A 19,060-nucleotide genomic window follows, 5' to 3' on the forward strand; every position below is an offset into this window, starting at 1 on the left:
GCCCTTGCGCTCCTGCAGGCCCGCGGCGTGAACCTGCTGGTCCTCGACGAACCCACCAACCACCTGGACCTGCCCGCCATCGAACAGCTGGAGCACGCACTGGACAGCTACGACGGGACCCTGCTGCTGGTCTCCCACGACCGCCGGCTGCTGGAAAACGTCCGGCTGGACACCCGCTGGGACGTCGAGAACGGCCACGTCACGGTGACGTGACGCCCGGTACCGGTCCGCCCTTGGCGCTCCGCTCAGGCCTTGCCGAACCCTCGCATCTCAGCACAAAACGCCTGTGCCTCGAGTGCAGGGCAGCCGACTTGGTGACCGCCTGCCGCCGCCGGATGCCTGCACAGGAAGGGTGACGCGAGGCCTTGTCGTCCCCGATCCCGGTGGGCGTCTCAACCCATTGTGTGCCGGCCGTCCGACGCCTACCCTAAATCCAAGGGCAGGAGCTGGCCATGGAAGTCACCCTTTTCGTCGTCGATCTCGTACTCGCCTTTGCCCCCTTTGTGGTGCTGGTGTTCGGGCCCAATCTACGGGAAGACAAACCCGTGGCAGCGCGCCGCCGTCGCTCCACTTCCGGCTTGGCAGCTTACCGACGGGCCAGGAGGAAGGTGGTCCCGGATGCCGGGCTTGCACTCCTCCCGCCTTCTCCGGCCGGCGGCGGAGGCACCAGTGCGCCGGTGCGACTGCGGCCGGCGCGGCGGCCCACACGACCGAGGTTCCGCCGTCGTCCAGGAAGTCCTGCTCACGGACCGCGATAAGCGGGAGCGCGGTGCCGGCGTGCAGGATCACCTCTGCTGAGAACCCCTCGGCAGCAGGAACACCATCAGGCCGCGGCCGTCATCGAGTGCGGCGCTGAAACCGTTTCGTCCCAGGCGCGTGCGCTCACGGTGCCTTTTCGCACGGCCTGTTCACCGAAGCGCGGCAGCGGGCCCTGCGTCCCCTTGACCGCGACGCACTGCAGGAGTAGCTTGTAATCAACCGAAAGGTTGATCAAGGGAAGAGTTGAATACCGTGAGCGATAGCAGCGACGAGGCGCTCCTCGACCGGGCCTTCATGGCCCTAGCGGATCCGGCCCGCCGCCGCATCATTGCCCGGCTCAGTCGCGGACCGGCAACGGTCAACGAACTGGCCGAGCCCTTCGAAATCACCAAGCAGGCGGTCTCGAAGCACATCCAGGTCCTCGAGCAGGCAGAATTGGTCACCCGCAGCCGGGATGCCCAGCGCCGACCCGTCCACCTGAACGCCGCACGGCTCGAAGCGCTGACTGCGTGGATCGACCAGTACAGGCTGGTTCGTGAGGCACAGTACCGCGGACTGGACGCCGTGCTCAGCCAACTATCCAAGGACGCATCATGAGCAACGCCCTCAAAGTCACCGTCCCGGACGGGGCCCCGTTTATTGAAACGGAACGAGAGTTCGACTATCCCGTCGCCGACGTCTTCCGCGCCCACCAGGACCCCGACCTCATCAAGCAGTGGCTGGGCCCCCGGGGCATGAAGATGGACATCGATCATTACGATTTCCGCACCGGCGGCAGCTACCGCTACCTCCACACTGGCCCCGACGGCGTTGAATACGCCTTCAGCGGCGTCTTCCACACGGTCCGCGAGAACGAATTCGCCGTCCAGACGTTCGAGTTCGCCGGCTACCCGGACGTTGTGAGCATCGAGTACATGACGTTCGAGGACCTGGGTAGCGGACGCTGCAAGCTCATTGGCCACTCCGTCTATCCCTCGCAGGAAGCGCGCGACGGCATGGCCCAGTCCGGCATGGAAAGCGGCATGAGCGAAGGCTACGAACGGCTGGACGAACTGCTCGCCGGCGCCCGCACCCCCTAGGCCCCGGCGAGGGCCCGACCCCGCCGGCAACTGACAGCCGCCCCCTTGTTCATCAGGATGGGGCGGCTGTCAGACGACCGGCCACACTGAGGCCACGGACCGGAATCCCCTCCTTCGCCGACCCGTCTCACGCACCGAACAGCCATTGGCCTCGTCGAAATTAGTCAGTATGCTGAGGAATCCCTGCACCCGACACGGAAGGTGGTTCCATGGCGAACGATGATGAAGGACGCAAGGAAGTAGCGAAAATTCTGAAGGACGCGGATATCGGCGTCCTCACCACGGTCAACGCCAGCGGCCAGCTGTACAGCCGCCCGCTGGCACTGCAGGAAGCCGAGTTTGACGGCGACCTCTGGTTCGTCACACAGGATCCTTCGCCGAAAGCCGAGGAGATCCGGGGCAACCCCCACGTCAACGTCTCGATCAGCGGGTCCGACGGTTACCTGTCCATCTCGGGCACGGCCAAAATCGTCCGCGACCAGGCGAAAATCGACGAACTGTGGAGCCCCAAGATGGAACCGTGGTTCAAAAACGGCAAGGACGACCCGGCGGTTGCTTTAATCCACGTTGAGGCACACACGGCCGAATACTGGAAACCGGATTCCCCCAAGGTAGCCACGCTGTTCAAGCTGGCCAAGGGCATGGTCACAGGGAAGCAGGCGAACGATGTCGGAAAAAACGAACTCGTCGACCTCTAGGTCGAGCTATGGCCGGTGGCAACAGCCGCTCGGCCTCTCGTCGACCTCTTGGTCGAGCTATGGCCGGTGGCAAAAGCCTCACGACCTCCCGTCGACCTCTAGGTCAAGCTATGGCCGGTGGCAAAAGCCGCACGGCGACATCACCACGTACATGAGGAGTCAGCAAATGTCAGGCAATCTCTTGGCCCGTTCTGTGCACGACCTCACTGCCGCGGCTTGGTTCGGCGGTTCACTCATGGGGGCGGTTGGTCTTAACGGTGCGGCAGCTGCCGCCCAGGATCCCCGCGAACGCACCCGGTTGTCCAGCGTTGGATGGATGAAGTGGGCCCCTGTCCAAACCGCTGCTTTCGCAGCGCACCTTGCCTCCGGACTGCCCCTGCTGGCCGGAAACAAGGGCCGGCTGATGAAGCAGGAAGGGGTGATGCGGATGACCGTGATTAAAACGGTGGTGACCTTGGCCGGCGCAGCCGTCACCCTTTATGCGGGCATGCTGGGCAAGAAGGTGGAGAAAATGGCTGAAGAAGGTGCCCAGGGTGCGACGGAACCCTCACCCTCGGCCTCGCCGGAGCTGAAGGCGGCACAGAAGCAGCTCAAGCTGCTGCAATGGACCATTCCCGCCCTTGCCGGAACGGTCATTGTGCTCGGCGCCAAGCACGGCGAGATGCAGCGGCCCACCAACTTTTGGCATGGCCTGCTGAAGCACTAGCGGCCTGTCGCTCCGAGCAGGCTGCACCTGGCACTTGGTCCGGGTTCGGCGTTGTTGACGCCGGCCCGGATCCCGTGTGTTAAGAGTCTTTGGTCCTCCTGGAGCCGGTGAGTCCACCACCGGCCGGGATGCGCCACGGTTAGGATTAGTTGAAACGTTAACATCAGCGGGCGGAAGTGGGGGAACGGCATGCCGGCAGCATCATGACGGTCGCGAAAGCTGCGGCCGCCCTGGCGTGGGCTGCCATCGCCGGCATCTCGGCGGCCGGACTGCTGGTTTTGGGGCAGGTCGTGGCTGCCTCGTTCGCCGCTCCCCCGCGCTTGAGCAGCGTATCCGTGCTTTCCGTGCTGATGCTGGTGCTGGCGTGGCACCTGCGCGTGGACACCCCGCTGATGCGGCGCCAGACCACCGCAGCGATGACTGCCGCGGTGATTGTCTGCAACGACCTGACTGCCCCGCTCCACCAAACGGTGGCAGTGGTCGGAATCGGCCTGCTGGCCACCCGTGTGGTGTTCCGCCGCTTGCGCTGGCCCGAACTTTACTGGTTCATCAGCCGCCTGCTCGCAGCCGCCGTGATGGTGGCAGTGTTCCAAGGTGTCCATGCCGCCGGCGTTGTCTGGCCGATCGCCCTGGTGGCCGCCTGGCTGGCCTTCTTCCTGATGGCGATTGCTGTCGAAAGCGCCTTCTCCACGTCGGCCAAACGCCGCAGCACCTTCCGCAACGGGATCGGTTGGACGCCGGCGTTGGTCACGCTGGCCATCAACCTGGTGTTGTGCCTGGCCGCCCAGCACGCCGCCCTGCAGTTCAACCGCGATGGTGTCCAGTCGTTCTTGATCGTCTTCGCGTCAGTGCTGGCGCTGGCGGTGACGGGCTGGCTGCGCAACCGCGAACTGCGCCGCCGCCTTACCGGCCTGGTCGACGCATCGCTGGAGCTGCCGTGGACCCCGGATGAAGTCGACAAAACGCTGCTCGCCGCCGCCAGCTCCTCGGTGCGGGCGGATCGGGTGTCCCTGCGTCCGGAGGCCCCGAAGGAGAAGGAAATCGGTGTCCGGATGCACCGCTATGACGACGGCGACAACTATCTGGTGGCCTCCCGGAACGGCGGTGCCCAGTTCACCGAAGAAGACGAGCAGGTGCTGGACGCACTGGCGCACGTCGGCAGCATCATGGTCCGGCACGACGAACTGGTGCACGAGCTGCGGCTGCAGGCGGACACCGATGCGCTCACCGGGCTGGGCAACCGCCGCACCCTCTGGCACCGGCTGACCGAGATCAATGCCAGCCGTCGCCCCGGCGAGGCCATCGCCGTCGTCTACCTGGACCTGGACGAATTCAAAGCCGTCAATGACCAGCACGGCCACGATGTGGGAGACCTGCTGCTGACCGCCACCGCGCAGCGCATCCGCTCCGAAATCCGCGACGAAGACGTGGCCGCGCGAATCGGCGGCGACGAATTCGTCGTCGTGCTCCGCGATGTCACCAGCGAAGCCGACGCCCGCGCCGTCGCCGAACGCCTAGCCGATGCGATTGCGCGCCCGCTCACCGCCCGCGGCAGCACGCTGCAGGTGCAGGCCAGCATCGGCCTGGCCTACTCGGACCGCCCGGCACCGGACATCGAAGAGCTGCTGCGCGACGCCGATTCCTCCATGTACGGCAGCAAGCGGCTGCAGCAGCGGCTGCGCGACGCCCGGCTCGAAGGCCTGGAATCCGAGACCTGCCTGGCCGTCGCGGTGGAGCGGGGCATCCGCCTGCGCCGGCTGCGCGTGGCGCTGCAGCCCATCGTCGCACTGGACCTGGATGCGATTGTCGGGTTCGAGACCTTGGTTCGCTACGAAGACGAAGAACTGGGCAGCATCCCGCCGGACCGGATGGTGGGCGAAGCGAAACGGCTGGGCCTGCTCAACGAGCTGACCATCCAGGTGATGGACGGCGCGGCCGCCGCCATGGAGCGGATCTGCCAAGTCACCAGCGTTCGCTCCATCTCCGTCAACGTGGAGCTGGGCCAGCTCGGCGCCGGCTCCCCCGTGGTGGACCGGCTGCGGCGGATGCGCGCCGAAGGGCCGGAGCTGAACATCATCGTGGAGCTAACCGAAAACTCCCTGGACAAGATGTCCGAACAGTCCCGCGCGGACCTCGCACAGCTGCGCAGCGAGGGCTTCAAGATCGCCGTGGACGACTTTGGCTCCGGCTACTCGTCGATGAACTCTCTGACCGAGTTCGACTTCGACATTGTCAAGGTGGACCGCTCCCTGGTCAGCGGCGACGACGGCAGCGCCAGGAACATTGTGGTCAGCCATCTGATCGCCATGTTCACCGCGCTGAACGCGGATGTGGTGATCGAGGGCATCGAGACTGCCGAAACCGTGGAATGGCTGGCCGGCTGCCCCAACCTGAACGCCCAGGGCTTCTACTTTGGCCGCCCCATGTGGCCGGACGAACTGGTCAACCGGCTGCAAACCTCCGGCACGGCGGCGCTGCCGGTCTCCGCCCGGCGCGACTCCCGCCCCGCACTGATCGAATAACGACGGCGGAGCCCGCCTCCATTGCCCTGCCCGGCTTTGACGACACCGGGGCCGCGGCTACGCCAGCCGCTCCAAGGCCTGAAGCTGCAGCACAATCCACGGGCTGAAGGCCCACGGCGCAGCGGTGGCGGCGGTCCGCAGGTCCGAAGGCCGCACCCAGCGGTACTCGGCCACTTCGTCACCGCGCGGCGACAGTTCGCCAGCCGCCAGCGCGGTGTAGACGGGGCAGAACTCGTTCTCCACGATCCCGGAGGCGTCCACCGCACGGTAGCGGAAGTCCGGCAACACCAGCTGCAGGTCCTCCAGCTCCAGGCCAAGCTCGTAGCGCACCCGCCGCCGCACGGCGTCCTCCATCTCCTCCCCCGGCGCCGGATGGCCGCAGGCCGAGTTGGTCCACACGCCCGGCCAGGTGAGCTTGTTCAGGGCGCGCCGGGTCACCAGCACGCGCCCTTCGGCGTCGGATATGTGGCAGGAAAAGGCCAGGTGCAGTGGAGTCTCGCCGGTATGGATGTCGGCCTTGTTGGCCACGCCGGCGGGCTTGAGGTTCTGGTCCAGCAGTACTACCTGCTCGGTCTGGCGGTCCGTCATGCTGGCCCGGATCCGGGCCGCTGGCCTCGCGCGGGGCGCGCGCAGCGGTCAGTCGTGTTCATACCAGCCATTGTATGGGCGAACGGGAGGGCAGCCGGCAGCGTCAGGAACACGCCGGCACGCATGGAGGATGCAGGCAGTCAACCGGCATCACCCGCCGGTAAGGCAATATAAGAAGCATGAAGGATGACGCTGCGCGAAGCGACGAAAGGCCAGCAACGAAACAGGTTAAACTCATCGGCGAGCGGCTGCGGCGGGCTCGGGAGGACCGCGGGCTCACCATCCTTGAGACGGCGAATCACACCGGCCTGACCAAGGGCTTCATTTCCCAGGTCGAGCTGGGAAAAACGTCGGCCTCCGTCGCGTCACTCGCCTCGATCTGCGATGCGCTGAATCTTCCGCTCTCGGCCCTCTTCGAGCCGCCGGCCGTCCACCTCGTGAGGGCGGATTCACGCGCGCCGGCGCGCTTCCTCGGCCACAAGGTCGCCGATTCGATCCTGACCCCACCGGGCCACGGAGGCGTGCAAGTCATCGAGACGATTGTCCAGCCCGGCGGGGGAAGCGACCCCAAACCGTACCGGCTCCCGGTTGATCAAGAGTTCGTCACGGTGCTGCGGGGCGAACTGCACATCACGGTCGAAGGGCAGCGGGTGGAACTCCAAGAGGGTGATTCCCTGACCTTTCGTGCCTCACTGCCCCACGCCTGGCTGAACCCCTCGAAAACGGAGCAGGCGCGGATCCTGTGGGTCCTCACTCCGCATGCGTCAATGTGACGGTTCGTCGGCAATTCACCCTGAGCCAGTCAAGCAGCCGGCCTCAGGGCCTGGCCCAGATGCTCAAGTACTCGTAGGCAATCTGTGCGGCAGCCATCGAGGTGATGTCGGCATGGTCGTATGCCGGCGCGACCTCCACGATGTCGGCCCCTACAAGATTCAGGTCGGCAAGGCCCCGCAAAAGATGCAGGAGATCCCGGCTCGCGAGGCCACCAGGCTCCGGCGTACCGGTGCCGGGGGCGAAGGCCGGGTCGAGCACATCGATGTCAACGGAGACGTAGAGCGGACGCGTTCCCACACGATCCCTGATCTGTTCGACGATGCCGTCGAGCCCGGTACCGATAAATTCACTGGCGCGAATACGTTGAAAGCCTGTCGCATCATCGTTGTCCTGGTCTTGCGGCCCGTAAACCGATCCGCGGACACCAACATGGAGGCATCCCTCCGGGTCGATCAGGCCTTCTTCAAACGCCCGGCGGAATGGTGCTCCGTGGTGCAGATTCGCGCCGAAATACGGGCCCCAGGTGTCGAGGTGCGCGTCGAAGTGAACCACCGCAACCTGACCGTGAATGCGGTGCAGCGATTTCAGCGCCGGGTAAGCAATCGTGTGGTCGCCCCCGAGCACGACAAGGCGTTGGCTCCGCTCCGACGCCTCGTCAAGACCCCGAATCATCGTCTCCACGGCGCTTTGAATATTGAACGGGGTAACCGGGATGTTGCCCAGATCCGCAACCTGATGCTGTTTGAAGGGATGGGAGTCGAGTTCGACGTGGTAGGGACGAATCAGGCGGCTTGCGCTGCGAATCGCTTCGGGCCCGAAGCGAGCGCCTGGCCTGAACGTGACCCCGGAGTCGAAGGGAATGCCGACGAGGCCACCTGATAATCACTGACCTGGTCCAGGCGGGGAAGCCCGGCGAACGTCGGCGCGGACGCAAACCGCGGGACGGCAGCGAAGTCCACTTGCTCAACGATGGGTGCGCCCTGTCCGCTGCGGGATGTGGTGTGCATGGGCAAAGGGGTCAACGGTCTTCCTTAATCGAGTCGAGAGCGTGAAAGTCCGTAGCGTGCAGCGGCGGAGCGCCCCTCGCAATGGCTCCCTGCTTCCGACGCCCCGTGGGGGCGTCAACGGAGAGCAGGTTTTCCAATACGTGACATAAGTCATGCAACACTATCCATGATGTACCGTCAAGAGTTTCAAAACCGGGGCGCCGGGATGGCTGAGCTGACCTCGTGGGGGCTCATCACGCTGATGGGGTTGAGCAGCACGTCACGACGACCGTCCGCGCGGCGTCCGCGGGGCAAGTGGCTGCACGGCTCCGGGCACGGCCGTGGACAATACGCGGCCGCCTTTGGACGGAACGACCAACCCCTGGCCAAGACATCCGATCCCGCGCCGGCCGCCCTGCCGTAGACTCAACGCCAATTCATGCTTGTTCGGAAGGACGGATTGTGCCTGACTCCCCCACTGCCGCTGCCCAAGCTCCACCAAAAAGGCCCTTGGAAGGTCTGCTGGTCGCCGACTTCTCCCGAGTACTCGCCGGTCCGCTGGCCACCATGACGTTGGCCGATCTTGGTGCACGGGTCATCAAGGTGGAGCGCCCGGGCACGGGGGACGACACCCGCAGCTGGGGTCCGCCGTACTCCCCTACCGGCGCCACCTACTTTGAGAGCGTGAACCGCAACAAGGAATCGATCTGCCTGGACCTGGCGGATTCCGGTGACCGGCGCTTGGCCAGAAAGCTGGCGTTGGCGGCCGACGTCGTCGTGGAGAATTTCAAACCCGGCGGGATGGACCGGCTCGGGCTGGGGTATGCGGAGCTCTCGGCCGGCAATCCCGGTCTGGTCTACGCGTCAATTTCCGGCTTTGGTTCAGCCCAGGGTGCCTCCCTGCCCGGCTACGACTTCATAGTGCAGGCGGTCGGCGGCCTGATGAGCATCACTGGCGATGCGGACGGCTCACCCTACAAAGCGGGTGTTGCCCTGGTGGACGTGTTGACGGCGAAGGACGCGACCATCGGGATCCTCGCCGCGCTCAACGCCCGCGCTGCCACAGGCCGGGGCAGCCGGGTCGAGGTCAACCTGCTGTCCAGCCTGCAGGGCGCCTTGGCCAACCAGGGCCAGGCCTATCTGGGAGCAGGAAAGGTTCCCCACCGGATGGGAAACGAGCACCCGTCCATCGTGCCGTACCAGCTGCTGGAGTGCTCCGACGGTCCGCTGGCGGTGGCCTGCGGCAACGACGGGCAGTTCCGGCAGCTGACCGACGTCCTGGGAGAACCACACCTCGCGGATGACGAGCGGTTCGCCACCAACAGCGCCCGGGTGCAGCACCGCCACGAGCTTATCCCGCTGCTGGAGCGGGCCCTGTCCGCTGCCTCCGCCTCCGTGTGGCAGGGCAAGCTCACCGGCGTCGGCGTTCCCGCCGGCCCCGTGGCGGGCATCGACGAGGGCATCAGGTATGCCGAATCACTGGGGTTGGCCCCGACCATCGAAGTCCGCGATGCCAGCGGGGAACCCGCGGGCCGTCAGGTCCGCCACCCGATCTCCTGGAGCCCGGCGTTCGAACCCCGCACCGCTTCCCCGCCCGCGCTTGGCGAACACACCGCATCGGTGCTGGAGTGGCTGCGCAGTCTGGACTGACGTCAGAGGCCGCGCCGGCGGAGGGCCAGCCACAGGTGCGCGGCGACGTCCGGGTCGTCGAGGCTCACCCCGAGCAGCCGCTCGGCCACCGCCATGCGGTGGCGCAGCGAATTCCGGTGGACGTTAAGTTGGCGGGCGGTGTCCTCCCAGTGGCCCCGGTGGCGCAGGTAGGCGGCCACGGTCTCCAGCAGCTCGGCGCGGCGGTACCCCGCAAGTACGTCGACCCATGCGTCGGCGCGGGCCTCACCGTCGGCCCCCAGATTCACCAGCTTGCCCCCAGGCGCGGCAACTGCGGCACGGTGCACCGCTGCCATCGCCCCGGCAACCTCCGCCAAGGCGAGGGACTCCGTCCAGGCAGCACCCGTCTCCGCGGCCTCAGGCTCCGTCGCCGGCGCTGCCGCCACCTTGGCGGCGGCGCCGCCCTCGTTCCCTCCCGTCCAGGCCAGAAGTTCCGCGTCGGCATCCCCGTCCGGCTGCCAATTCGTCGGCGCCCGTTCCATGAGCTCGGCATCCAGCAGGAAGTAGGCCACTCCGTTGTCAGTAAAGCGCAGCGCGCAGCCGGCCAGCGCAGTGGCAGACGGGCTGCCGCCGTCGGCCGGTTGGAGCCGGGATACCGGCCCGGCGAGCGCTGCGGGGGAAGTCGCCGTCCCCAACCGAGCGGCCAGCACCCGGACCCGCTCCGGCAGCGGGCCGAGGTTTCCGTCGCCGGCCACCAACCGTGCCGCCTCCACCTGCCCGCGGGCAACCAGCTTGGCGGCGACGGAACCCAGTACCGCCGTGGTGCCCGCCAGCTCATCGCGCTGCTGGGCCTTCAGGGCCAGCAGGACGCAAACCGTCGTGATGATCTGCCGATCGGCCTTGGTCAGGGTACGGCCGGGGCCGATGGCGAGGAAGCCCTCAATCCGCCGGCCGACCAGGATCGGATACTCCACGACGGGCGCTCCGTGCAGCCAGAAGGTAGCGGCGGAATGGGTGCCGGCAACGTTGAGTCGCGCGGTTTCCAGTTTGAGGTGCGGCAGCAACGGCAGCGCACTGGCCGGCCAAACCGTGGCATCCGTTCCCTCGTCCGCGGGCAGGTAGGCCACCCAGCCGCCCAGCGCCTGGGCCAGTCCCCGCACGACCGACGGCAAGGCATCAGGACGCATCGTCGCCCGGGCCAAAGCTGTCTGCGTGCCCAGATTCGCTATGAGGCCCGCTTGATCGCTCCGCGATGCCAAGTCCCAGAACATCCGCGAGACGTCCAGGAAGGGGACGCCGTTGGGGACCACCAGCAGCTCAACACCCTCGGCGGAGCAGGCTCGGACCAATTCCGGCGGGACAGTGTCCAGTCCTTCCCCCAAACCGAGGCCCAGCGCAGCCACCCCTTTGGCTGCCAGCCGCCGCACGTACCCGTCTACGGCCTCGGTGCTTCCGTTCAGCGGGATGCCGGTGGTCAGCAGCAGCTCGCCGCCCTCCAGGTAGGCACCCGGGTCCGCCAGCTCGGAGACGTGGACACCGGAGAGTTGGATCCCCGGCACCGCCCCGGGAACCGCAGGCCGGAGCGAATCTCCAAGTTCATGGCTGAGCTGGGCAAGGGAAACCATGGACTGATTATCCAACACCGCGTGCGAATTTGGGCGGATCATCCGATGTCCCTGTGCCAGCCGCCCGCTTAGCGTTGCCCTATGACCGACGTACTCATCTCCGCGACCGACGCGGCCGGCGTAGCGCTCCCGCAGTCCCGCCACCTGGCCACAGTCATCCCCGGCCCTCGTTCCCAAGCGCTGCACCGAGACCGGCTTACCCACGTCAGCGACGGCTTCGGCATCGTCCTGCCGGTCTTTATCGAAAAGGCGGACGGCGGCATCCTGCAGGATGTGGACGGCAACCGCCTGATCGACTTCGCCTCCGGCATCGCCGTCACGAGCATCGGGGCCAGCCACCGGCGGGTCCGCGAGCGGGTGGCCGCCCAGCTGGAGAAGTTCACCCACACCTGCTTCATGGTCACCGAGTACCAGTCCTTCACCGAAGTGGCCAAGTGGCTCAACGCGCACACGCCGGGCGACTTCGAGAAGCGCACCGCCCTGTTCTCCACCGGCGCCGAGGCTGTGGAGAACGCGGTCAAAATCGCCCGTTCGGCCACCGGCCGCAGCAGGGTACTGGTCTTCGATGAGGCATACCACGGCCGGTCCCTGCTGACCATGGCGATGACCGCCAAGGAGAATCCGTACCGGCTGAACTTCGGCCCCTTCCCGGCAGAGATCGTCCGGGCTGCCTCGGCCAACCCCCTACGCCCGGCCGCCCAACACGGCGGCGCGGTCCCCGCCTCGGCCGCGGACGTCACCGCGGCGGCGCTTGCCTCGGTTGAGGCCGCCCTCGCCGAGCACGGCCCGGACAGCTTCGCCGCCATGGTCATCGAACCCATCCAGGGCGAGGGCGGTTTTGTTGTTCCGGCTCCCGGCTTCCTCGCCGGGCTGCGCCGGATCGCGGACCGGCACAGCATCGTCCTCGTGATCGACGAGATCCAGGCCGGCATGGGGCGCACCGGGACGCTCTTCGCCAGCGAGCACGAAGGAGTGGCCGGCGACATCACGCTCACGGCCAAGGCGCTGGCGGACGGGTTGCCGCTCAGCGCCGTCACCGGCCGCGCCGACCTGATGAACGCCGTGCACGCCGGCGGCCTCGGCGGCACCTATGCCGGCAATCCGCTGGCCTGCGAGGCCGCACTGGCCGTCTTCGAAGCGTTCGAGGACGGCAGCCTGCTAGCCAACGCCCGCGCCATTGAAGCCGCGGCTCGCCAGGTGTTGGAGCCGCTGGCGGCTGAGACCGACGTCGTGGCCGAATTCCGCGGCCGCGGCGCCATGCTGGCCTTGGAGTTCGCAGACCGTGGCACGCTGGCCCCGCGGGCCGACCTGGCCAAGGAGGTTTCTGCCCGGTGCCATGCACAGGGCGTGCTGACCCTGACGTGCGGCACCCACGGCAACGTCATCCGGCTGCTGCCGCCACTGGTCATCGGCGAGGATCTGCTGGCCGACGGCCTGCAGGTGTTGCGACAGGCCGTCCTCGACGTTGCCGCAAACGGCAAGCCGACAGTGGCCGACCCGGCATCTGCCTGACCCGTCTTCTCCGGCACTCCCTGCGACAGTTTCCCAACCTCAAGATCGCCACTTGAGCTCCACAGAAGGAAAACCCCATGTCTTTGGACCATGACCTGATTTCATTCGATTCCCTGCTCACGCAGGAGGAACGGCAGCTGCAGAAAAACGTCCGCTCCTTTGTGGACAGCGCGATCAAGCCGAACATCGCCGGCTGGTACGAAAACGCGGTGTTCCCGCTGGAAATTGTGCCGGAGCTGGCCAAGCTCGGCCTACTCGGCATGCACCTGGACGGCTACGGCTGCGCCGGCCGCTCCGCGGTCGAATACGGGCTGGCCGGAGCCGAGCTCGAAGCCGGCGATTCCGGCCTGCGCACCTTCGTCTCCGTACAGGGCTCGCTGGCCATGAGCGCCATCCACAAGCACGGCTCCGAGGAACAGAAACAAGAGTGGCTGCCCCAGATGGCCGCCGGCGAAGCAATCGGCTGCTTCGGCCTGACCGAACCCAGCGCCGGTTCCGACCCGGCCAGCATGAAGACCTTCGCCCGCCGCGACGGGGACGACTGGGTGCTCAACGGTTCCAAGCGCTGGATCGGCCTCGCCTCGGTCGCCAAGGTCGCCGTGATCTGGGCGCAGACCGACGAGGGCGTCCGCGGCTTCGTGGTCCCGACCGACACCGCCGGTTTCAAGGCCACCCCGATCGAAGCGAAGCTCTCCATGCGCGCCTCCATCCAGTGCGACATCGAACTCACCGACGTACGCCTGCCCGCCGCAGCGCTGCTGCCCAAGGCCAAGGGCCTGCGCGGCCCGTTCGAGTGCCTTAACGAAGCCCGCTACGGCATCATCTGGGGTGCCATGGGAGCCGCCCGCGATGCCTGGCAGACCGCCGTCGACTATTCCAAGGAGCGGATGCAGTTCGACAAGCCGCTGGCCGGCTACCAGCTCACCCAGGAAAAACTGGTCAACATGGCCCTGGAAATTAACAAGGGCTTCCTGCTCGCCCTGCACCTGGGCCGGCTCAAGGACGCCGGGCAGTTGCAGCCCCACCAGATCTCCGTCGGCAAGCTCAACAACTGCCGCGAAGCGATCGAGATTGCCCGCGAATGCCGCACCATCCTCGGCGGCAACGGCATCACCCTGGACTACTCCCCGCTGCGACACGCCAACAATCTCGAATCCGTGCGCACCTACGAAGGCACCGACGAGGTCCACACCCTGATCCTCGGCCAGAAGATCACCGGCATCCCCGCCTTCCGCTGACCCGCATCTGATCGCCCAAGGAGCACACATGACCTCACCGGTACAGCTGCAGCACTATATCGACGGCACCTGGATTCCCGGTTCCGGTTCCGCCATCACCAGCTACAACCCGGCGCGTCCCGCGGAAGTTGTCGCCCAGGGCCTGCAGGCCGGGCCCGGTGAGGTGCAACAGGCCATGGCTACCGCCGTTGCCGCCCAGCGCGAGTGGGCCCGCACCCCGGCGCATGAGCGCGGCGCCGTGCTCCTGCGCGCCGCCGTCGTACTTGAACAGAACGCCGAAGCCTGGGGGCTGGAGCTGGCCCGGGAAGAGGGCAAAACCCGGGCGGAGGGCCACGGAGAGGTGCTGCGGGCGGCGCAGATTTTCCGTTACTACGGGAACGACGGCGACCGCACCGCCGGGCAGATTTTCTCTTCCCCGCGGCGGGGCGAGAAGATCCTCGTGACCCGCAAGCCGCTCGGCGTGGTCGGCGTGGTCACCCCGTTCAACTTCCCCATCGCTATTCCGGCGTGGAAGATCGGTCCTGCGCTGGTGTACGGCAACACCGTGGTCTGGAAGCCGGCGAGCACCGTGCCACTGCTGGCCCTGCGGCTGGCCCAGGCGCTGGACGCCGCCGGGCTGCCGGCTGGCGTGCTGAACCTTCTGATCGGCCCGGGGGCGATGGGCAACGCCATCGTGGAGCATCCGGCGCTGGACGGTTTGACCTTCACGGGGTCCACCGGCGTGGGCCGCCGCCTCGCCGCCGGGGCAGCCGGACGTGGGGTTCCCGTGCAGGCTGAGATGGGCGGCAAGAACGCCGCGATCGTCCTCGCCGACGCCGACCTGAAGCTTGCCGCCGAGCAAGTGATGCTCGGTGCCTTCCGCTCCACCGGGCAAAAGTGCACCGCCACGTCGCGGCTCATCGTGGCCGACTCCGTCGCCGACGAATTCCTCGCCGCGCTGACCGAGCGCGCCGCCACGCTGACGGTAGGAGATCCGGCCGACCCCGCAGTGCAAATGGGACCGGTTGTCAACCACGCCGCCCGGAAGTCCATCCATGACGGCATTGATGCCGCCCTGGCGCAGGGCGCGCGGCGGATCGTCGGAGGCCAAAGGTACGAGGATGGCTTCCTCGCCGGCGGCTACTTCGTTCCGCCGACCATCCTGGAGCTCCCCGAAGACCGGGAGCTCGACCTGTGGCGCGAGGAACTCTTCGGACCCGTGCTGGCCGTCCGCCGGGCTGCCACCGTGGAGCAGGCCTTCGAGCTGGCGAACGACAGTGAATTCGGGCTCTCCGCCGCCCTGTTCACCCAGGACGTCACCCGCGCCATGGACGCCATCGACGACCTCGACGTCGGCATCCTGCACGTCAACTCCGAATCCGCCGGCGCCGACCCGCACGTACCGTTCGGCGGCGCAAAGAAGTCCGGGTACGGACCGAAGGAACAGGGCGCCGCGGCCAAGGAGTTCTTCACCCATACCACCACCGTTTATCTCCGCGGCGGGACCGCCGGACTCTGAGGGACACGTGACTGCCTCCATCGATAACATCAAGCACATCCTGGTCGTGGGTTCCGGCGCCATGGGCTCACAAATCGGCATGGTCGCCGCCCTGGCCGGGTACCGGGTCACCGTCCAGGACATCGCCGAAGACATGCTCGCCCAAGCCAAGGAGCAGTTGGTCGCGCGCATGCAAGCCAGTGCAGCCAAGGGACGGATCAGCCACGGGGACGCCGACAGCGCGTTGGGCCGCCTGGCCTTCGCCACGGACCTCGCGGCCGCAGCGGCGGACGCCGACTTCGTCATCGAAGCCGCCACCGAACGGCTCGAGATCAAGCAACAGATCTTCGCCCGGCTCGGCGAGGTGACATCACCGCACGCCATCCTGGCCACCAACTCCTCCACGCTCGGCTCATCCAAGGTCGCGGCGGTGACCGGCCGGCCGGAGCAGGTCTGCAACATGCACTTCTTCAACCCGGCCCTGGTGATGAAGTGCGTGGAGGTGGTGCGGCACGAGTCGACGTCGCAGGCCACCGTGGACACCACGATGGAACTGGCGCGGCGTTTCGGCAAGGAACCCGTCCTGATCAACCGGGAGGTCCCGGGCTTCGTGGCCAACCGGCTGATGGGTGCCCTCCAGAAGGAAGCGCTGGCCCTGCACGCCGCCGGCGTTGCCAGCTTCGAGGACATCGACAGCACCGCCAAGACCGCCCTCGGCCACCCCATGGGGCCCTTCGAACTCATGGACATGGTCGGTTTGGACGTCATCGACTTCATCGCCCGTGCCACGTACGCCGAAACCGGCGACGAGGCAGACAAACCGCACCCGGCCATCACGGAACTGGTCGAGCAAAATCGGCTCGGTCGTAAAACCAGTCGGGGCTGGTACAGCTACTGACGGATCACCGCCCGGAATCCAACAATCCTCGGCCGGCTCCCGTGGAGTCGCCCGGCCCCCTCGCAAACGTCGCTCTGGTTGCCCTCGTTTCAGACCGTCTCCACCCCTTGCAGAACCTCGGCGGCATAGTCCGTCACGGCGCGGGCCCGGGCGCTGAGGGCCACCCCGTCCGGCCAGACGGCAACCACGGAGGTCCCACCGGCCCGCGGGCTCAGCGGCCTGGACACGATCGGCAGGCCCTCCGTGGAAACGGGGATTTGGTTCGGCCGGGACATCAGCAGGCTGTAGCCCAGGCCGCGGCCCACCAGAGCCCTCACCAGATCGATCTGCGGCACCTGGGCCGCCAACGTCGGAGTGAGGCCGCGTTCGGCAAACATGAGTTGCGTGTAGCCGGTACTGGGGGACGATTCGAGCGAGATCAGCGGTTCCGGCGCCAGATCCGCCAGGTCCACGTCAGGCCGGGCGGCCAGCGGATGCGACTCGGCCAGGACGGCCATCACCTCGGTGTGGTAGATCGGCTGACGCTGCAGCCCGGCCGGCAGCCCGATGTCGTAAACGATGGCCGCATCGAGTGCGCCCGTTTCGAGCAAGGGCAGCAGGTCCCCGTGGTCGCCGACCGTGATGCCGATGTCAACGCCGGGGTGCAGTTTCCCAAAGCCCTCCAGAACCGAGGGCAAGACATTGGCGGCCAGACCGGTGTAGCAGCCCAGTCCGACCGGTCCCCGCAGCTCCCCGCCGATTCCGGCCAGCTCGCTCACCAGCCCGTCGGTCTCCTTCAAGATAGTGCGTGCCCTGGCCGCAAAATACTGCCCCGCCTGGGTCAGCCACATGCCCTTCGCCTTGCGCCGGACACACAGCTGCTCCCCCACGGCTGCTTCCAGTTCATTGAGGGCATGGGAAAGCGCCGACTCGGAGATGTGCAAAGCGGCCGCCGCTGAACTGAGCGTCGGGTGGTCGGGCAAGGCGGCGAACAGTTCCAACTGACGAAGGGTGAACTTGGGCATCTATCCCTACTCCATCGAAGAAGTTATGCAAATATCCGCAGTTTACTAGGAGAACCGGATGGATGACACTGGTCACAACAGGACCGATCCAGGAGGCCACATGTCCAGCGTTGTGAAGGGCCAATGCCCGTTTGGCTTTACCGCAGATGAGGGAACGACGGCGGCGGCGACTGCGCTGCTGACCCCGCGGGAATCTGTCGGGTCTCCGACGGGGGCTGCTGCCGAAGCCACCGTGACGCCGAAGGCTGCCGCCGAAGCCACCGTGACGCCGAAGGCTGCCGCCGAAGCTACCACCACCGGCTACCCCGTCGCGGACTGGGTCAACCCGTCCGAAATGATGTCGGACCCTTACCCCGTGTACGAACGCCTGCGGGACGAGTCGCCGGTCGCGTGGGTCCCTGCACTGAAGAAGTTCCTGGTCACCAACTTTGCCGGCTGCCAGGCCGTGGAAATGGACCAGGAGATCTTCAGCGCCAACGTCAGCGGCGCCACCATGAACCGCGCCCTCGGCGGCCAGCCGATGCTGCGCAAGGACGACCCCGAGCACGCCGCCGACCGGGCCGCGATCAACCCGGTGCTGCGCCCCAAGAACATCAAGGAAGCCTGGGCGCCGGTTTTCGAACGCAACGCCCGCCGGTTCCTTGACCAACTCGAGGAAGCCGGCCCCGACCGGGCAGACCTCAACCGGGACTACGCTGCGCCGGTCGCCTCGCAAAACCTCATCGACCTGCTCGGGCTCAAGGATGTGGCTGTTGACCAGATGCGCCGCTGGTCGCATGACTTCATCGCCGGAGCCGGAAACGTCCTCGACGACCCGGCGATCTGGGCCCGCTGCGATGCTTCCCAGGCCGAACTGGACGAAATCCTTGCCGATCTCATCCCGTATTACCAGCAGCACCCTGACACCTCGATGACGTCCGCGCTGGCCAACAGCGGACTTCCGATCGACAATGTCGCCGCCAACGTCAAGCTCACCATCTCCGGCGGCATGAACGAGCCGCAGCACATGGTGACCAACATTGTGTGGGCCCTGAGCCGGCATGCTGAGCAGCGGCAGGCCGTCCTGGCGGATGCATCGCTCTGGCCAGCGGTGTTTGATGAGGCCGTGCGGTGGCTCTCACCCATCGGCATGTACCCGCGCCAAACCACCCGGGACACCACCTTGTGCGGTGTGGATCTGCCTGCCGGCGCCGGCATCGGCGTCGTGGTTGCGTCCGCCAACCGTGACACGGCTCAATTCGGCCCCAGCGCCGGAGACTTCGACATCTTCCGGCCGAAGACCCCGCACCTGGCCTTTGGCAGCGGCGTGCACCTGTGCGCCGGCCACTGGGCCGCGAAGTCCGCCATCGGCCAGATCGCCGTGCCCTTGGCCTATGAGCGTTTCCCCGGCCTCCGCACGGACGACAGCCGCACCGAGACCTGGGACGGCTGGGTCTTCCGCGGCCTGACCAGCCTCCCCGTTACGTGGAACTAGGAAAGAAGACCATGACAAAGATCAGCTTCCACCACTCCGACGGCAACGTTGACGTGCTCGACGTCGACCCCGGCACCTCGCTCATGCGCGCCGCCGTCACCAACGGCGTCAA

The 19,060-nt window shown here is 66.8% G+C and carries 17 protein-coding genes and 1 pseudogene; 13 read left to right on the forward strand and 5 right to left on the reverse strand.

Annotated features, from left to right (window positions below; all coding sequences use genetic code 11):
* Nucleotides 1-213, forward strand: a pseudogene (locus AC5RWT_RS24290) (ABC transporter ATP-binding protein); the annotation flags it as partial.
* A gap of 610 nt (nt 214-823) precedes the next feature.
* Here the strand turns inward: AC5RWT_RS24290 and AC5RWT_RS24295 are convergent.
* Entirely contained in the window at nt 824-994 is a 171-nt protein-coding gene (locus AC5RWT_RS24295; RefSeq protein WP_494082417.1) for a hypothetical protein, read from the reverse strand.
* A 59-nt stretch (nt 995-1,053) separates the two neighbouring features.
* Here AC5RWT_RS24295 and AC5RWT_RS24300 point away from each other — a divergent pair, with 59 nt between their 5' ends.
* The 5 genes from AC5RWT_RS24300 (at nt 1,054) to AC5RWT_RS24320 (ending at nt 5,764) form a co-directional block, all read left to right on the forward strand.
* On the forward strand, nt 1,054-1,356 hold the full coding sequence (locus tag AC5RWT_RS24300) for an ArsR/SmtB family transcription factor (RefSeq protein ID WP_493968785.1): 303 nt from the start codon (nt 1,054-1,056) through the stop codon (nt 1,354-1,356).
* The gene (locus tag AC5RWT_RS24305) at nt 1,353-1,838 is read left to right on the forward strand and encodes an SRPBCC family protein (RefSeq protein WP_494082418.1); all 486 of its coding nucleotides are present in this window, start codon (nt 1,353-1,355) and stop codon (nt 1,836-1,838) included. Before AC5RWT_RS24300 ends, AC5RWT_RS24305 begins: the two co-directional genes overlap by 4 nt.
* A gap of 209 nt (nt 1,839-2,047) precedes the next feature.
* Nucleotides 2,048-2,536, forward strand: a complete 489-nt coding sequence (locus tag AC5RWT_RS24310; RefSeq protein ID WP_493968476.1) for a pyridoxamine 5'-phosphate oxidase family protein — start codon at nt 2,048-2,050, stop codon at nt 2,534-2,536.
* A 166-nt stretch (nt 2,537-2,702) separates the two neighbouring features.
* Nucleotides 2,703-3,242, forward strand: a complete 540-nt coding sequence (locus AC5RWT_RS24315; RefSeq protein WP_493968477.1) for a hypothetical protein — start codon at nt 2,703-2,705, stop codon at nt 3,240-3,242.
* A 203-nt stretch (nt 3,243-3,445) separates the two neighbouring features.
* Nucleotides 3,446-5,764 carry a putative bifunctional diguanylate cyclase/phosphodiesterase gene (locus AC5RWT_RS24320; protein ID WP_494082419.1) on the forward strand — a complete coding sequence of 773 codons (2,319 nt, stop codon included), beginning with the start codon at nt 3,446-3,448 and terminating at the stop codon, nt 5,762-5,764.
* 57 nt (nt 5,765-5,821) lie between these two features.
* On the opposite strand, the gene idi is transcribed toward AC5RWT_RS24320, so the two are convergent.
* Nucleotides 5,822-6,352, reverse strand: a complete 531-nt coding sequence (gene idi, locus AC5RWT_RS24325) for an isopentenyl-diphosphate Delta-isomerase (protein WP_494082420.1) — start codon at nt 6,350-6,352, stop codon at nt 5,822-5,824.
* 179 nt (nt 6,353-6,531) lie between these two features.
* Here idi and AC5RWT_RS24330 point away from each other — a divergent pair, with 179 nt between their 5' ends.
* Nucleotides 6,532-7,125, forward strand: coding sequence for a helix-turn-helix domain-containing protein (locus AC5RWT_RS24330; protein ID WP_494082421.1), 594 nt, complete (start codon nt 6,532-6,534; stop codon nt 7,123-7,125).
* Between the two features lie 43 nt (nt 7,126-7,168).
* Here the strand turns inward: AC5RWT_RS24330 and speB are convergent, their stop codons facing one another.
* On the reverse strand, nt 7,169-7,987 hold the full coding sequence (gene speB, locus AC5RWT_RS24335) for an agmatinase (RefSeq protein WP_494082430.1): 819 nt from the start codon (nt 7,985-7,987) through the stop codon (nt 7,169-7,171).
* A gap of 587 nt (nt 7,988-8,574) precedes the next feature.
* Here speB and AC5RWT_RS24340 point away from each other — a divergent pair.
* On the forward strand, nt 8,575-9,762 hold the full coding sequence (locus AC5RWT_RS24340) for a CaiB/BaiF CoA transferase family protein (RefSeq protein WP_494082422.1): 1,188 nt from the start codon (nt 8,575-8,577) through the stop codon (nt 9,760-9,762).
* A 2-nt stretch (nt 9,763-9,764) separates the two neighbouring features.
* Here the strand turns inward: AC5RWT_RS24340 and AC5RWT_RS24345 are convergent, their stop codons facing one another.
* Entirely contained in the window at nt 9,765-11,345 is a 1,581-nt protein-coding gene (locus AC5RWT_RS24345) for a PucR family transcriptional regulator (protein WP_494082423.1), read from the reverse strand.
* Between the two features lie 81 nt (nt 11,346-11,426).
* On the opposite strand from AC5RWT_RS24345, the gene AC5RWT_RS24350 reads away from it, so the two are divergent.
* From AC5RWT_RS24350 to AC5RWT_RS24365, 4 genes are all read left to right on the forward strand, one after another.
* The gene (locus tag AC5RWT_RS24350; protein WP_494082424.1) at nt 11,427-12,857 is read left to right on the forward strand and encodes an aminotransferase class III-fold pyridoxal phosphate-dependent enzyme; all 1,431 of its coding nucleotides are present in this window, start codon (nt 11,427-11,429) and stop codon (nt 12,855-12,857) included.
* 77 nt (nt 12,858-12,934) lie between these two features.
* Nucleotides 12,935-14,095 carry an acyl-CoA dehydrogenase family protein gene (locus AC5RWT_RS24355; protein WP_494082425.1) on the forward strand — a complete coding sequence of 387 codons (1,161 nt, stop codon included), beginning with the start codon at nt 12,935-12,937 and terminating at the stop codon, nt 14,093-14,095.
* Nucleotides 14,096-14,123: 28 nt separating this feature from the next.
* A complete protein-coding gene (locus AC5RWT_RS24360) occupies nt 14,124-15,593 on the forward strand; it encodes an aldehyde dehydrogenase family protein (RefSeq protein WP_494082426.1) in 1,470 nt (489 codons plus the stop codon).
* Nucleotides 15,594-15,600: 7 nt separating this feature from the next.
* Nucleotides 15,601-16,470, forward strand: coding sequence for a 3-hydroxyacyl-CoA dehydrogenase family protein (locus tag AC5RWT_RS24365; RefSeq protein WP_494082427.1), 870 nt, complete (start codon nt 15,601-15,603; stop codon nt 16,468-16,470).
* A gap of 89 nt (nt 16,471-16,559) precedes the next feature.
* On the opposite strand, the gene AC5RWT_RS24370 is transcribed toward AC5RWT_RS24365, so the two are convergent.
* Nucleotides 16,560-17,474, reverse strand: a complete 915-nt coding sequence (locus AC5RWT_RS24370) for a LysR substrate-binding domain-containing protein (protein WP_494082428.1) — start codon at nt 17,472-17,474, stop codon at nt 16,560-16,562.
* Between the two features lie 100 nt (nt 17,475-17,574).
* Here AC5RWT_RS24370 and AC5RWT_RS24375 point away from each other — a divergent pair, with 100 nt between their 5' ends.
* Nucleotides 17,575-18,948: a cytochrome P450 gene (locus AC5RWT_RS24375; RefSeq protein ID WP_494082429.1), complete on the forward strand. Its 1,374-nt coding sequence runs from the start codon at nt 17,575-17,577 to the stop codon at nt 18,946-18,948.
* Nucleotides 18,949-19,060 lie beyond the last annotated feature (112 nt).

The organism is Arthrobacter sp. Dra40 (genome assembly GCF_059091905.1).

Coding starts and splice junctions, on each gene's coding strand:
- AC5RWT_RS24300 (WP_493968785.1), top strand. CDS start 1,054: ATGGCCCTAGCGGATCCGGCCCGCCGCCGCATCATTGCCCGGCTCAGT.
- AC5RWT_RS24360 (WP_494082426.1), top strand. CDS start 14,124: ATGACCTCACCGGTACAGCTGCAGCACTATATCGACGGCACCTGGATT.
- AC5RWT_RS24305 (WP_494082418.1), top strand. CDS start 1,353: ATGAGCAACGCCCTCAAAGTCACCGTCCCGGACGGGGCCCCGTTTATT.
- AC5RWT_RS24310 (WP_493968476.1), top strand. CDS start 2,048: ATGGCGAACGATGATGAAGGACGCAAGGAAGTAGCGAAAATTCTGAAG.
- AC5RWT_RS24315 (WP_493968477.1), top strand. CDS start 2,703: ATGTCAGGCAATCTCTTGGCCCGTTCTGTGCACGACCTCACTGCCGCG.
- idi (WP_494082420.1), bottom strand. CDS start 6,352: ATGACGGACCGCCAGACCGAGCAGGTAGTACTGCTGGACCAGAACCTC.
- AC5RWT_RS24350 (WP_494082424.1), top strand. CDS start 11,427: ATGACCGACGTACTCATCTCCGCGACCGACGCGGCCGGCGTAGCGCTC.
- AC5RWT_RS24370 (WP_494082428.1), bottom strand. CDS start 17,474: ATGCCCAAGTTCACCCTTCGTCAGTTGGAACTGTTCGCCGCCTTGCCC.
- AC5RWT_RS24345 (WP_494082423.1), bottom strand. CDS start 11,345: ATGGTTTCCCTTGCCCAGCTCAGCCATGAACTTGGAGATTCGCTCCGG.
- AC5RWT_RS24320 (WP_494082419.1), top strand. CDS start 3,446: ATGACGGTCGCGAAAGCTGCGGCCGCCCTGGCGTGGGCTGCCATCGCC.
- AC5RWT_RS24355 (WP_494082425.1), top strand. CDS start 12,935: ATGTCTTTGGACCATGACCTGATTTCATTCGATTCCCTGCTCACGCAG.
- AC5RWT_RS24375 (WP_494082429.1), top strand. CDS start 17,575: ATGTCCAGCGTTGTGAAGGGCCAATGCCCGTTTGGCTTTACCGCAGAT.
- AC5RWT_RS24330 (WP_494082421.1), top strand. CDS start 6,532: ATGAAGGATGACGCTGCGCGAAGCGACGAAAGGCCAGCAACGAAACAG.